We start from the raw sequence: 16,249 nt of genomic DNA, 5'->3' as shown, positions 1-16,249 counted from the left end.
CATAAAGATTAGCATCTTTGAAGGTTAAGGTTAAAATTTTTTGAAATTTTAACCCTATCCTTTATGGATGCTTTTGTGCTTTATACTAATATAAAAAGCAAAACTTAACCAAATTTTATAACAAGGCCGACAATGTTAAACTCTTTAAAATCTGGTAATAGACTTAGAGTTGATTTTGCAAAAAATCCACAACAAATTGAAATTCCAAACTTATTACAACTACAACAAACTTCATATGATACTTTCTTAATGATTGGTCAAGATGATAGAACTGCTGCTGGGATTGAAAAAGTATTTAAATCTATTTTCCCTATTCATGATGTACAAAACCGAATTACACTTGACTACCTAGGCTCAGAAGTAGGTAAACCTAAATATGATGTTAGAGAATCAATGGTTAGAGGTCTTACTTATTCAATTCCTCTTAAAATTAATATTAGATTGACACTATGGGATTTAGACGAAAAAACTGGTGAAAAAATCGGTGTTAAAGATATGAAAGAGCAATCTTTATTCATTAGAGAAATTCCTTTAATGACTGATAGAACTTCTTTTATTGTTAATGGAGTTGAAAGAGTTGTTGTAAATCAATTACACAGATCTCCTGGTGTTATCTTTAAAGAAGAAGAATCAAATACTGCTGATAATAAACTAATTTATACTGGACAAATTATTCCAGATAGAGGTTCTTGGTTATATTTTGAATATGATTCAAAAGATGTGTTATATGTAAGAATAAATAAAAGAAGAAAAGTTCCTGTTACAATTTTATTTAGAGCATTAGGTTACTCTAAAGAAGATATTATCAAATTATTCTACCCAATAGTAAATATCAAAATTAAAAGTAATAAATTTTTAACTGAATTCAACCCTGATGATTTTATGGGAAGAATTGAATATGATGTTAAAGATGATAAAGGTAATTTAGTTATTGGTGCTGGAAAAAGATTAACAGCTAGAAAAGCTAAAGCTTTAATTGATGGTGGTCTTAAATTAATTGAATATCCATTAGAACAATTAATGGATAGATATACTTCAAATACAATTTATGATCCAGAATCTGGAGAAGTTTTATTTGATGCATTGACTAATCTTGATGAATTAAAATTAAAAAAACTTTTAGATTTAGGATTTGAATCATTCGATATTGCAAATGATTTAGCTACAGGGATTGATAACTCTATCATTAATGCATTTAAAGCTGATGTTGAATCTTTAAAATTATTAAAACAAACTGAACAAATTGATGATGAAAATGATTTATCAGCAATCAGAATTTATAAAGTTATGAGACCAGGTGAGCCAGTTACTAAAGAAGCTGCAAAAGAGTTTGTTAAAAAATTATTCTTTGATCCAGAAAGATATGATTTAACAAAAGTGGGAAGAATGAAAATGAACCACAAACTTGGTGTAAATGTTCCAGAATATGTGACAACTTTAACTTATGAAGATGTTATTAAAACTGTTCAATACCTAGTAAAAGTAAAATCTGGTCACGGTCATATTGATGATAGAGATCACTTAGGTAACAGAAGAATTAGAGCAATTGGTGAACTGTTAGCAAATGAATTACATGCTGGTTTAATCAAAATGCAAAAAGCAATTAGAGATAAAATGACTACTTTATCTGGTACATTAGAAGATATTATGCCACATGATTTAGTTAACTCTAAAATGATTACATCAACAATTACTGAATTCTTTACTTCAGGACAATTATCTCAATTTATGGACCAAACAAATCCATTATCAGAAGTGACTCATAAAAGAAGACTTTCTGCACTTGGTGAAGGTGGACTTGTAAAAGAGAGAGCTGGATTTGAAGTAAGAGACGTTCATGCAACACACTACGGAAGAATTTGTCCAGTTGAAACTCCAGAGGGACAAAATATTGGTCTTATCAATACTTTATCTACTTTTTCAAAAGTAAATGAATTAGGATTTATTGAAGCTCCTTATAAAACTGTTGTTGATGGTGTAGTAACTGATGAAATCAAATATTACACAGCTACTCAGGAAGAGGGGTTAGTAATTGCTCCAGGATCAACTAAAGTTGACGAAAATGGAAAAATCATTGAGTCTTTAACAGAAGCTAGACAAGATGGAGAAATTTTATTAGTTGAAAAAGGTAAAATTGATTTAATTGATATTTCTTCTCAAATGGTTATGGGGGTTGCGGCTTCTTTAATTCCATTCTTAGAACATGATGATGCCAACAGAGCACTTATGGGTTCAAATATGATGAGACAAGCTGTTCCATTATTAAGACCAAATGCACCTGTTGTTGGAACTGGTTTAGAAAAAACAGTTGCTAGAGATGCATGGGAAGCAATTAAAGCTAATAGAGCAGGACTTGTTGAAAAAGCTGATGCAAAAAATATTTATGTTAGAGGTGAAGATACAAACGGTGCTTTCATTGATCATTATTCAGTAAATAAAAATGTAAGAACTAATAATAACACTTCATTTGGACAAAGAATTGCTGTAACTGAGGGTGAATTTGTATCTAAAGGTCAAGTAATTGCTGATGGTCCTTCAATGGATAAAGGTGAACTTGCAGTTGGTGTTAATGCAATGGTAGCGTTTATGCCATGGAATGGATATAACTATGAAGATGCTATTATCCTTTCTGAGCGATTAATTGAAGAAGATGCATTTACATCTGTTCATATTTATGAAAAAGAAGTTGAGTGTAGAGAATTAAAACATGGTAATGAAGAAATAACTAGAGATTTACCAGGTGTTAAAGAAGAGTCAATTACTCACTTAGATAATTCAGGAATCGTTAAAATTGGTACATTTGTAAAATCAGGAATGATTTTAGTTGGAAAAGTTACTCCAAAAGGTGAAATTAAACCAACTCCTGAAGAGAGATTATTAAGAGCAATTTTTGGTGAAAAAGCTGGACATGTTATTAATAAATCATTAGTTTGTCCAACATCAATGGAAGGTACAGTTGTTGATGTAAAAGTGTTTACTAAAAAAGGTTATGAAAAAGATGAAAGAGCAGTCGCTGAAATTGCATCAGAAAAAGCTGAATTAGATTTAAAACACCATGACAAATTATTAATGCTTGATAGAGAAGAGATTTTAAAAATTAATGACTTATTATTAAAATCAAATTTAATTAAAGATTTAGAGTTAGATGACGTTACATACAACAAAGGTGAAACATTACCTGAAGATGTATTATTAAATGTAAATAGATTTGCAATGAAAAAAGTTGTTTCTTCTTATCCAAAAGAGATTGAAAAAACTTATAATGATATTAAAGAACATTTCATTAAACAAAAAGCTCATTTAAGAGATGAACATGAAGAAAAACTTCAAGTTTTAGAACACGATGATATCTTATCTTCTGGTGTAATTAAACAAGTTAAAGTTTATATTGCAACTAAGAGAAAAATCAAAGTTGGGGATAAAATGGCTGGACGACATGGGAACAAAGGTATCGTTTCTAACATCGTTCCTAAAGTTGATATGCCTTACTTAGAAGATGGTTCAACGGTTGACGTTATTCTTAACCCACTTGGGGTTCCATCTAGGATGAATATTGGACAAATCTTAGAAGTTCACTTAGGATTAGTTGGTAAAAGATTAGGAGCACAAATTCAAGAGATATTTGATGCTAAAAAAGCTGATTTTGTTACTGAACTTAGAGCTAAAATGACTGAAATTGCATCTGTTGCAAAACTTATGAATGGTAAAGCATTTATGGATGCATTAAGTGATGATGACTTAATTAAATATGGACAAGACTGGACAAAAGGTGTTAGATTTGCTACACAAATTTTTGATGGTGTTAAAGAAGAAGAATTTGTTAAATTATTTGAATTAGCAAAAATTGATACTGATGGAAAATGTGTTCTTTATGATGGAAAAACTGGTAATAAAATGATGGAAAGAGTAAATGTAGGTTACATGTATATGCTTAAACTTCACCACTTAGTTGATGAAAAAGTGCATGCAAGATCTACTGGTCCTTACTCTTTAGTAACTCAACAACCAGTTGGAGGAAAAGCTCTATTTGGTGGTCAAAGATTTGGAGAGATGGAAGTTTGGGCTCTTGAAGCTTATGGTGCAACTAATGTACTTAAAGAGATGCTAACAACGAAATCAGATGATGTTGAAGGAAGAACAAGAGCTTATAGAGCAATCGCAAATGGTGAAAATGTTCCAAATTCAGGTGTTCCTGAAACATTCTTCGTATTAACAAAAGAATTAAAAGCTCTTGCTTTAGATGTAGAGATTTTTGGAGAGGTAGAAAACAATGAGTAAAACTGAAAGAACGTTACAGCCTATTGAAATTAAAGAATTAGAAAGACCGCAAGATTTTGCAGCTTTTCAATTAAGACTTGCAAGTCCTGAGAAAATCCTTTCTTGGTCTTGTGGAGAAGTTAAGAAACCTGAAACAATCAACTATAGAACATTAAAACCAGAACGTGATGGTCTATTTTGTGCTAAAATTTTTGGACCTGTAAAAGATTATGAATGTCTTTGTGGTAAATACAAAAAAATGAGATATAAAGGTGTTGTTTGTGAAAAATGTGGTGTTGAAGTAACATCATCAAAAGTTAGACGACATAGAATGGGTCATATTGATTTAGTATCTCCTGTTGCTCATATTTGGATGGTAAGCTCACTTCCAACAAGAATTGGTACTTTATTAGGTGTTAAATTAAAAGATTTAGAAAGAGTATTATATTATGAAGCATATATCGTAAATGAAGCTGGTGAAGCTTATTATGATAATGAAAAAACTAAAAAAGTTTTAAAATATGATATTTTAAATGAAGAACAATACAGAACTATTGCTGATTTATTTGAACACACAGGTTTTGAAGCAAGTATGGGTGGACAAATTGTAAGGGATTTATTAGAAACTATTGATTTATTTGAATTATTAACAGTTTTAAAAGAAGAAATGGGTTCTACTAAATCAGAAGCAAAAAGAAAAACCATAATTAAAAGATTAAAAGTTGTTGAAAATTTCTTAAATTCAGGAAATAAACCAGAATGGATGATGCTTACTCAACTTCCAGTTTTACCACCAGATTTAAGACCTCTTGTTTCACTTGATGGTGGAAAATTTGCTGTATCTGACGTAAATGACCTATACAGAAGAGTTATTAACAGAAACAACAGATTAAAAAGATTAACAGAACTTGATGCTCCAGAAATCATTATTAGAAATGAAAAAAGAATGCTTCAAGAAGCTGTAGATGCTTTATTTGATAATGGTAAAACTGCAAATGCTGTTAAAGGTGCAAATAAAAGACCTTTAAAATCTTTATCAGAAATTATCAAAGGTAAACAAGGACGATTCAGACAAAACTTACTTGGTAAAAGGGTTGACTTCTCTGGAAGATCTGTAATTGTTGTTGGACCTACATTAAATATGGACCAATGTGGTATTCCTAAAAAAATGGCTCTTGAGTTATTTAAACCACATTTGATGGCTAAATTAGAAGAAAAAGGTTATGCAACAACTTTAAAAGCTGCAAAAAGATTAATTGAATCAGAAGCAAATGAAGTATGGGAATGTTTAAACGAAATCGTTGATGAATATCCAATTATGTTAAATAGAGCTCCAACTCTACATAAGCTTTCTATTCAAGCTTTCCACCCAGTTTTAATTGATGGAAAAGCAATTAGATTACACCCATTAGTTTGTGCTGCCTTCAATGCCGACTTCGATGGTGACCAAATGGCAGTTCACGTGCCTTTATCACAAGAAGCAGTTGCTGAAGCAAAAATTTTAATGATGTCTTCAATGAATATTCTACTTCCTGCATCTGGTAGAGCAATTGCAGTGCCATCACAAGATATGATTTTAGGTATTTATTATCTATCATTAGAAAAAGATGGTGTAAGAGGTGAACATAAATTATTTACTGATGTAAATGAAGTAAAAATTGCCTTAGATATGAATAAAATTGATTTGCATGCAAAAATTAGAACAAAATTAAATGATAAAGTTATTCATACAACTGTAGGAAGATTAATTATTCATGAAATTTTGCCAAGTTTTGTACCTGATAATTTATGGAATAAAATTTTAAAGAAAAAAGATATTGGAATTTTAGTTGATTATATTTACAAACATGGTGGATATGAAGTAACTCCAAGATTCTTAGATAACCTTAAAAATTTAGGTTTTAGATATGCAACAGTAGCTGGTATTTCAATTTCTATTGATGATATTAGAGTTCCTGAGACTAAAGTTGGACATATTGCTAAATCTAAAAAAGAAGTTATTGAAGTTCAAAAACAATTCTCTCAAGGTTTATTAACTGAGCAAGAAAGATATAATAAAATTATTGATATTTGGACAGAAGTTAATAACAGACTTGGTTCTGAAATGATGGAATTAGTTAAATCTGATAAAAATGGATTTAACTCTATTTATATGATGGCTGACTCAGGAGCAAGGGGATCTGCTGCACAAATTAGACAGTTATCAGGTATGAGGGGACTTATGGCTAAGCCAGATGGTTCTATTATTGAAACCCCAATTATTTCAAACTTTAGAGAAGGTCTAAATGTACTTGAGTACTTTATTTCAACTCACGGAGCTAGAAAAGGTCTTGCCGATACTGCACTTAAAACTGCAAATGCTGGTTACTTAACAAGAAAACTAATTGATGTTTCTCAAAATGTAAGAATTACAGTTGAAGATTGTGGAACACATGAAGGTATTGAAATCACTGATATTACTTCTGGTAATGAATTAATTGAGTCATTAGAAGAAAGAATCACAGGTAGAGTTATTGCTGAAGATATTATTGACCCAATTTCAAATGAGATTTTATTTGCAGAGGGTACATTAATAACTGAAGAAGATGCTAAATTAGTAACTGAAGCAGAAGTTAAATCAGTAGTAATTAGAACTCCATTAACTTGTAAAGTTGAAAATGGTTTATGTTCAAAATGTTATGGTCTAAACCTTGGTGAGCAAAGAAAAGCAAAACCAGGTGAAGCAGTTGGAGTTGTTGCAGCTCAATCAATTGGGGAACCAGGAACACAGCTGACACTTAGAACTTTCCACGTTGGGGGAACTGCAAGTGCTACTCAAACTGAAAGAGAATTAAAAGCTGATAAAGAAGGTTTCATTAGATACTATAACATTAAAAAACATGTTAAATCTGACGGAAAAGTTATTGTTGCAAATAGAAGAAATGCTGGTGTTTTATTAGTTGAACCAAAAATTAATGCACCATTTAAAGGTAAAGTTACTGTTGAAACTTTACATGAAGAAACAATTCTAACTATTTCAAATGGTAAAGAAGAGAAAAAATATTTCTTAAGAAAAAATGACGTTGCTAAAGCAAATGAGTTAGCAGGTATTTCTGGAAAAATTGAAGGTAAACTATACTTACCATATAAAGATGGTGTTGAAGTTGAACAAAATGAGTCTATCGTTGAGATGATTAAAGATGGATGGAATATTCCAAATAGGATTCCATTTGCCTCTGAATTAAAAGTTGAAGATGGTGCTCCAATTACATCTAAAATTATTTCAGGTGCAAAAGGTGCAGTTAAATATTATAAATTAACTGGTGACTATTTAGAAAGAAGATCAGACATTAAAGCTGGTGATACAGTTACTGAAAAAGGTGTATTTGCAGTAGTTGTTGATGCTGAAGATAGAGAAGCATTAAGACATTATGTTGCACGTGGTTCTTTAATTGAATTAAATGACAACACTTTAGTTGAAAAAGATTCAATTATTACAACACCTAAAACTGCAGAACAAGTTGTAATTGCAGAATGGGATCCATATGCAAATCCAACAATTGCAGAAAAAGCAGGAACTATCTCATTTGAAGATATTATTCCAGGTGTTACTGTTTCTGAACAATTTGATGAATTAACTGGAACTTCAAAATTAGTTGTTAATGAGTATATTCCAAGTGGATATAAACCGACTATTATTTTAGCTACTGATGATAAAGAGATTATTAGATATTCATTAGACCCAAAAACTTCATTAAACGTTGCAGAGGGTAAAAGAGTTGAAGTTGCAGATATTATTGGTAAAACACCAAAAGCAACTCAAAAATCAAAAGATATTACAGGGGGACTTCCTAGAGTATCTGAATTATTTGAAGCAAGACGACCAAAAAATATAGCAGTTCTTGCATCATTTGATGGTGTTGTTTCTTTTGGTAAACCATTAAGAAATAAAGAGAGAATCATAATTTCTGATGGTCTTGGTAACAATACAGAATATTTAGTTGAGAAATCTAAACAAGTTTTAGTACATGAAGGGGAGTTTGTTCATGCTGGTGAAGCATTAACAGATGGACAAATATCTCCACATGATGTATTAAGAATTCTTGGTGAAAAAGCACTTCATTACTTTATTGTTTCTGAAGTACAACAAGTGTACAGATCTCAAGGGGTTAATATTGCGGATAAACATATTGAGGTAATTACTTCTCAAATGTTAAGACAAGTTTCAATTTTAGATGGTGGAGACACTAAATTTATCGTAGGTGATATGGTTTCTAAAAAAAGATTTAAAATTGAAAATGCAAAAATAATTAAACTTGGTGGAGAACCTGCTATTGCTGAACCTTTATTATTAGGTATCACAAGAGCTGCTGTTACATCTGACTCTATTATTTCAGCTGCATCATTCCAAGAAACTACAAAAGTTTTAACAGAAGCTGCAATTAGTGCTAAAATGGATATGTTAGAAGACTTAAAAGAAAATGTTGTTATTGGTAGAACAATTCCTGTTGGAACTGGTCTATACAAAAACCAAAAAATTAAATTTTCTGAACATTAATATTAATCAATAGGGTTTTCCCCTATTGATTTTCTTACAATGGATTTTATCTCATTACTTTTAATCTTTATTGCCTTAGAATTTTTTGAGTCAACTTGGCAAAAATCTGATTCTTTATTTGGCTTTTTAAATAATAACTTCAATTTCTTCAGAAAAAATATTTTTCTATATTTTTTGTTACATCTAACATTTTTTTATACAATTTATTTATCTTTTTATTATAATAATTTTGGTTTTTGGATGAGTTCAATTTTTATAGTAAAGTTTGCAGATATTAGTTTTAAATTATTTATTATGAAAAAACTCTCTAATGGAAATTTAGTTGAAGAGATTATTCCAATGAATATTCTTATGACTCCTTTGTTAAGATACTTTAATGTCATAATATATCCATTGACATTTTTATTTGCAATCAAATTGACATAGTTTAATTTTATCATTTTAATATTATGGTAAAATGATAAAATTAAATTAAAAAGGATATTAATGCAATATTTAGTAATAGCTTATGACAATGAAAATGCACTAGAAAGAAGATTAGAATCAAGACAAGCTCATATTGATGGTGCTAGAAAATTAATGGCTGAGGGAAAAATAATTAATGCTGGCGCACTAATAGAAGATGAAGTTATGGTTGGATCTACACTATTAATTGATTTTGAAACTGATGAAGAGTTAGATGAATGGTTAGAAAATGAGCCATATGTAAAAAATAATGTTTGGAATATGGACGAATTCCAGATAGTTCCTATGAAATTACTCCCAAAAAACTAAATAATACATCAAATAAGCCCATTTTATAGGGCTTATTTCTACTTGTAAATCTCACATTACATCATATTAAATCATAATAAATTAGACTAAATCAAGTTTTTTTTAGGTAATATTTCAGGTACTATAAGAATTATTAAAAGATGAGTACCTTAAAAATGCCAAAAATATCAAAACCTCTTAGTGATACAGAGATTAAAAATGCTAAATACACTACTGATGAAGAATTTGAGCTGTTAAAGAAAGAATTAGAAAAATCTAATTCAAATGAAAAAGCAATAAAAAAAAATAAGTTAGCAGATGGAAAAGGTTTGTATCTTATTATAAAAGCTAATGGCTCTAAAGTATGGAGATATGATTTTAGATATGGAAATAAAAATCTTAGTATGTCTTTTGGTGTTTATCCAGAAGTAACTTTAAAAGAAGCAAGAGAAAAAAGAGAAGAAGCTAGACAATTATTAACTAATAATATCAATCCCATTTCAGCAAAACGAATTAAAAAAGCTTCAGAATCTTTGACTTTACAAAATGTTGTAGATGAATGGATTGAATTAAGAAAAAAAAGTTCTAGTGAAGCAACAATTATTCAAAATACAAGAATTTTAAAAAATATCACAAATTGGTTAGGTAGTGTTGCAATCAAAGACATAAAAAGAGTTAATATTATAACTGCATTAGAAAAAATGCAAAATAAAGGAATTATAGAATCAGCTCATAGGCTTTTATCGATAATAAATAAAATATATATGTATGCAGTTACTAAAGAGTATATAGAACATAATATAATTGCTGATATAGATAAAAATGCTGTTTTAGTTCCAAATAAAAAAGATACTCATCTTCCTGCATTAACTGAACCAAAGGATATAAAACAATTACTTATTGATATAAACTTAATAGGAGAAAAATTAAGATGTGAAATAAGTACAATATTTATATTTAAATTAATTCCTTATGTATTTGTTAGAAGTGATAATATAAGACTTATGTGTTGGGAAAATATAGATTTAGAAAAAGGTATTTGGACAATACCAAAAGAAAAGATGAAAATGAAAGTTGATTTTGTTTGTCCATTACCAACTCAAGCAATTTATATACTAAAACAAATAGAACCTTTTTCAAGACATAAAAGTAAATTTGTATTTCCTTCTCCATATAAGAATGATAGAGGAGTTTCAGGAGCTACATTATCAAATACATTAAATAAGTTAGGCTATCAAGATAAACACACTTTCCATGGCTTTAGAAGTATGTTTTCTACAATAGCACATGAATTATATAAAGAACATGGTTTTCATTCTGATATTATTGAATCTTGCCTGTCTCATAAAGAAAGGAATCAAACTAAAGCAGCTTACAACAGAGAATCAAAATATAAATATTTTGAAGAGAAAAAAGAACTAGTTCAGTGGTATGCCGATTGGTTAGACAAATTAAAAATGAGTGTTTATTGATTAATTCATTAGCATCTTTTAGTTTTTAAAAAATCTTATAAAATATTTGTAAAATATTTATATGATAAACTTGACATAATACCACGGTTATGGTATATTTTTTAGATAAACAGATTTAAAATTACTATTAAAAAAATGATAAATATAAATAGTTTTTTTATATAAAAAGGTTACGAATGTACACAACTCCAATTATACCTCAAACAGAACATTACTCTTTAAAGCAAGAGATAATTAATAAAGCAGAACGTATTATAATTGAAAGCGCTAAGTTAACAGGTAATTTAAATATTCATGTAATCAATGCAATAAAAGATAATTTACGTACAATAAATTCATATTACTCTAACAAAATTGAATCTGAGGGTACTCATCCAATTGATATTGAAAGAGCAATGAAAAACGATTTTTCTCAAGATGATAAAAAGAAGAGTATGCAACAATTATCATTAGTACATATTGAAGTACAAAAATATCTTGAAAGTACATTAGATATATCTACTCCATCATATTCATTAGAAAAAATATTAGAAATCCATAACGTGTTTTATAATAAAGAAGAAATGAAGTATGCTTTAAATATTAAAAATGGTGATTTAGAAGTGGAAATGATTCCTGGTAAATTAAGAGAAGGATATGTTCGAGTAGGTCAACATATACCACCTGAAAGTAATGAATTACAATCTTGTTTCAATGAGTTTGAGACATTATACAATCAGTCTAAACATTCAACTCATACAATGAAATTAATTTATGCTCTGTGTTCACATCATCGATTAACTTATATTCACCCATTTTATGATGGGAATGGTAGAGTATCAAGGCTTTATTTAGATTATTTGCTATTTCATTCAGGTATTCAAGGATATGGTCTATGGAATATATCAAGAGGCTTAGCTCGTAATCAAGAAGATTATAGAAAGTTTTTAGCAAAAGCAGATGAACAATTCAATGGATACAATGATGGAAGAGGTCCTTTGACATTAAAAGGTTTAGAGGCTTTTTTAGAGTTTATGTTAGATATTGCATTGGATCAAGTATTATTTATGAGTGAATATTTAAAATTAGATTCTATGGCAAGAAAAATAAAGGCATTTGTAGAACTATCACAAAAAGGTTTACTTCATAATATAAAGCCATTACCTAAAGAATCAAATAAGCTTTTGGAACATCTATTAATTCATGGAGAAGTAACGAGAGGAGAAGCACAAGAGGTTTTAGATGTAAGTGCACCTACTGCAATATCTATTGTAAAAGAGCTTTTAGAAGAAGATTATTTAGAAACAAACAGTCCACGAGGAAAGCTCAGATTTAAATTAAATAGTAAATTATCTGGATATCTTATTCCTGATTTATTTGAAAATTAATTTTAATATTATAAAAGGGATATGTAAAATGAGTTCAGATTTAGATGAATTAGAAGAAAGAATTAAAAAAAGTAAGGGATATTTGAATGAACTTGAAAATAAAATGAAAGTAATAGAATATAGTATTATAGAAAAAGCTTTATCAAAAATAAATAGTTATATACAATTTATTTTTGCTTTATTCTCAGGACTAATTATTTTTATTGGTTTTGTTACTTGGGCAACTGGAGATAATTTAGAAACTTTTTATAAAAATATTTTTCAAAAAGAAATGGATAATTGGCTTACTTTTTCAGATAAAAATTCTCCAATTTCAAAAGAAATGAAACAAATTAGAGTTGAAACAATGATTAATGCCAACTTAATTAAATTAGAAAAAAATAGTATAGATGAGTATAGTGTAAGAGTAAGTGAACTTAATTTAGAAGAAAAAACAGAATTAATGAATTATCTCTCTAATCCAGACTTATTATTAAGCAACTTTATTGATGGATTAAAAGTTCTTAAGTTAGGTTATGGACCATATAGCATTAATTTTGAAGAGAAAGTTGAAGAAAAAAATTTTATATTGAACATATTAAATAGCAATAATTTTACTTCTTATAAAAAATTATCATTAATCGAAAATCTTAACAAATCAATAAATATGTTACCTTATTCAATTAGTGTATTGAATAATTCTGATATAAATTATTCATGGAAAGTAGCAGCATTTGAAACAGTGTCATTATTTAATAAACAATTTGCTTTAGACTATGCTAAAAGCACGCTTAGAAAGTATAACAGCTCAATTAAACCAAATAATGAGATTTATTTAATGTCACATTTAGGTCAAATAATAAAACTTATAGCTATGGAGGATCCTAATGCTTTTGAATTAAAGGAATTTATTGACAAACATTCATACCTTACTAATCAACTTTTAGAAATAGCTTTTATATTAGCACAGAATGAAGATAATTCAAATTTACAAGTTCATGACCTTTTATTTAAAACTTTAAATAGTGCAATACATAATAATGCTTTTTTGGATATACATAGTTTTTTTAATAGTAAATATATCTCTACTATTAATGAGAATATTATCAGTAAATTAGATTCTCCTGATAAATTATTTAATAACATAGAAATATTAAATGAATTAGTTAAAAAAAATTCAGAAATAGAAGATCTATTAAAAGTAATAAAATTTTTTCAAATTGTTGATAGATCATATTACATTGTAGCAATACAACTTTCTTTATCAGAGGGTACAATATTTACTTTTTTAGATAATTCCACTTTGCAACATAGTGATGTAAAAAACGATATGTTATCTTGGTTAATTTATAATGATAGTACGAAGTCATTAGAATTAAGCTGGAGAGATTGTCTTGGTAATATAAATCAAAAAACAATTAAAAAGGTAAAAGATATTCAAAAATCAAAACTCTATTTTTCATATGATAAGAAAATTATGGAAAATTTATCTATAAGAAAATTTAACAATTTAAAATTATAAATTTTTTTTAGATAGAAATAAAATAAGTACCCATCAATATATTTTTAAATTAAATTATGTTTGATACTTTATTTTATATAAGCATACTATATTTGGGAAATTCTTAATATACCATTATAATGAGTAATATTGAATTTACCAAAAAAGTTTAGTGACTTTAATGCAGAAGCTGTAGCTTTTATTCTTGCAGGAAATCTTGATATATCAGAAAATGAAGAATTTGCATAAAAATAATCTTCTTCACTAATTTCAATTATTAAATTTCCATTGTAACCATTTTTAGTAAAGTTAATTTCTAAATCATCCTTTAGTTGAGGAATAGTCATAGCACGTAAATGTTCAAGAACAATATTTTTAAATTTGCTTTTTCTTTTATTATATTCAATCTTTTGCATCATAAGATCCTTTTTAAAATTACTATGATTTAAAATCAGTTTTAATTGACTTAATATTTGACTGGTTTATCAGTGAACTACATTGTATAAAATAAATAATAAATATTTAATAATATAATTTTAACGGAAAAAGATTTATTAAAATTAGTTAGAAGATTAGAAAAAACAAATTAAGTATTAAAAGTATTTTCTATTTGTTTTAATTTATTTCTAATTTCATTAAGATCTTTTTTTAATTTAACATCGTCTAAGTATTGGTCTCTTTGATTTATCATAATTATAAATCCCAGAATAAAAACAATTAAAAGTTTGTTGATTTGAGTATGTCTATCAAATAATGATTTTGCTTTTTTATCATATACTAATACTGTAGATATTAGCAAATAAATAAGATTTATTAACATTTGAAACCAGTAATTGTCATCTAAAATAGCGTCTTTAAATAAGTCTTCTTTCCCTATATTCATAATATACATAAAATAATAGGAAAAATTGTAAAGAAGAAAAATACTTATTAGTATTTTAAATATACTTTTTTTTATAAAATAAATGTATATAAGTTTTAATTTTTGCTTCATTTTGACCTTTTTTATTTCATATAATAAGAAAAAAATATAGTGTATGTTATAAAAAATAGTCTAGACAATTTAATTGTTAAACCAAGTAAATAACTACTATATTTTATTTATAAAGCTTTACTTTTCTTAATTCACTACAAAGATTCAATAAATTCTGTTTTTATTACAGTACAAATTTTTATTAAATAGTTTTATATAATTCCCTTATACAATTAGCACAAACTTTTCTTCCATGTTCTGCACACAATTTTCTTGCTTCATTTTCATCTTTACAAGCAAAAACATTTCCTATACTATCAGCTCTTGTCATCTCTTTACAATCAGATGTATTACTTGCGTCACATATAGCGTCACAATTTTAATTTTTATCATAAATCATTAACTAAATTCAATAAATCTTGTTCAGGTGAATTCTCACTAAAGTTAACATCTTCATTTCTTTAACAATCTTCTGAGAAATATCTTTTTGCTTCACTAAGATTTTTTTTAATTTTTAATATCTATTTTATTTCTAGGGCTCGATTTTTTAGGATTTTACAAAAATCCGTTAAGAAAAATGAGCGAACAACTGGCTAGGCAATTTATTAGCAAAAATGAGTTAATCCAGTTGTTACAAGGCACTTTCTTTATATTATTAATTCAGTATAAAATATAAAAGTTAATTTATAAATTTAAGTTTATTTATCTATCTTTCAAATGATTACTTCTCAAATCAAATCAAAAAAAATCAAACTAACATAAACTTTTTATAAAAACTCTTTATTTACAAAGCCCACAAAATCGTATATACTTGCTCTATAAATATTTAGAGCTTGGCAAGCTACATATCTGCTTGGTAGATTTATCGCTCGATAGATTTGCTAAGCTCTAAGTATTTTAATTAGATATGTATCTTGCCAAATCTACATTCTAATTTTAAATACAAATCTCAAAATAAATTCAAATGTTAAATGTAAAAGTATGAAAGCCACTTAATTGTTGGAGAATATTTTTATGTCTAAAAAAAGGAGTATTTCAGCAATCCTTCCCTGTTAGTTTGGCGACTAAAAGAATTGCTAAAAAAGTAATGACATCTTAACAAATATCTAAATAAATTTCAAGCTTTTATCCAAAAAATTTTCAAAAAAAAATCAACTTAAGTGTTGAGGATAAAGTATTGTCTAAAAAACTATTAAGCGGTAGAGTATAAGGACTGCACAGTAAGGTGAAACCCTGCGATAAAATTAAATACTTATGCAAGGTGAGAATGAACTCACCGAAAACAATCACAGCCAAATAAGAGACCAAATCAGCAAGGTGTGAGGAAGTGTATGTGGTACGATTCACCTTGGAGATGCCCGTTCATCTGCGAAAGCAGTAGCAAGGACACTCCTATAGATTTACCAGTTA

Annotated in this window: 10 protein-coding genes; 7 read left to right on the top strand and 3 right to left on the bottom strand. The window is 27.9% G+C overall.

Annotation, left to right across the window (positions count from 1 at the left end):
* The first annotated feature begins 132 nt into the window (after positions 1-132).
* From rpoB to AVENP_RS13225, 7 genes are all read left to right on the top strand, one after another.
* A complete protein-coding gene (rpoB, locus tag AVENP_RS13255; protein WP_128359737.1) occupies positions 133-4,278 on the top strand; it encodes a DNA-directed RNA polymerase subunit beta in 4,146 nt (1,381 codons plus the stop codon).
* The gene (gene rpoC, locus AVENP_RS13250) at positions 4,271-8,794 is read left to right on the top strand and encodes a DNA-directed RNA polymerase subunit beta' (RefSeq protein WP_128359736.1); all 4,524 of its coding nucleotides are present in this window, start codon (positions 4,271-4,273) and stop codon (positions 8,792-8,794) included. The genes rpoB and rpoC overlap by 8 nt, the downstream gene beginning before the upstream one ends.
* Positions 8,795-9,034: 240 nt before the next feature.
* Complete coding sequence (locus AVENP_RS15920; RefSeq protein WP_228201896.1) at positions 9,035-9,220, top strand: hypothetical protein; 186 nt, start codon at positions 9,035-9,037, stop codon at positions 9,218-9,220.
* Positions 9,221-9,280: 60 nt separating this feature from the next.
* On the top strand, positions 9,281-9,568 hold the full coding sequence (locus tag AVENP_RS13240) for a YciI family protein (RefSeq protein ID WP_128359734.1): 288 nt from the start codon (positions 9,281-9,283) through the stop codon (positions 9,566-9,568).
* Between the two features lie 140 nt (positions 9,569-9,708).
* Positions 9,709-11,019, top strand: coding sequence for a tyrosine-type recombinase/integrase (locus AVENP_RS13235; protein WP_228201895.1), 1,311 nt, complete (start codon positions 9,709-9,711; stop codon positions 11,017-11,019).
* 176 nt (positions 11,020-11,195) lie between these two features.
* A complete protein-coding gene (locus AVENP_RS13230) occupies positions 11,196-12,386 on the top strand; it encodes a Fic family protein (RefSeq protein WP_128359733.1) in 1,191 nt (396 codons plus the stop codon).
* A 28-nt stretch (positions 12,387-12,414) separates the two neighbouring features.
* Positions 12,415-13,887, top strand: a complete 1,473-nt coding sequence (locus AVENP_RS13225; protein ID WP_128359732.1) for a hypothetical protein — start codon at positions 12,415-12,417, stop codon at positions 13,885-13,887.
* An 86-nt stretch (positions 13,888-13,973) separates the two neighbouring features.
* Here the strand turns inward: AVENP_RS13225 and AVENP_RS13220 are convergent, their stop codons facing one another.
* The 3 genes from AVENP_RS13220 to AVENP_RS16025 all read right to left on the bottom strand — a co-directional run bounded on the left by AVENP_RS13220 (position 13,974) and on the right by AVENP_RS16025 (position 15,170).
* Entirely contained in the window at positions 13,974-14,282 is a 309-nt protein-coding gene (locus AVENP_RS13220) for a hypothetical protein (RefSeq protein WP_128359731.1), read from the bottom strand.
* Positions 14,283-14,452: 170 nt separating this feature from the next.
* Positions 14,453-14,749 carry a hypothetical protein gene (locus AVENP_RS13215; protein WP_128359730.1) on the bottom strand — a complete coding sequence of 99 codons (297 nt, stop codon included), beginning with the start codon at positions 14,747-14,749 and terminating at the stop codon, positions 14,453-14,455.
* A gap of 292 nt (positions 14,750-15,041) precedes the next feature.
* Complete coding sequence (locus AVENP_RS16025; protein ID WP_268907627.1) at positions 15,042-15,170, bottom strand: hypothetical protein; 129 nt, start codon at positions 15,168-15,170, stop codon at positions 15,042-15,044.
* Between the last annotated feature and the right edge of the window lie 1,079 nt (positions 15,171-16,249).

Origin of the sequence: Arcobacter venerupis (assembly GCF_013201665.1) — a bacterium.
Lineage (GTDB): Bacteria > Campylobacterota > Campylobacteria > Campylobacterales > Arcobacteraceae > Aliarcobacter > Aliarcobacter venerupis.
The sequence above is the reverse complement of the archived record's forward strand: the minus strand, read 5'-3'. Positions and strand labels throughout refer to the sequence as shown.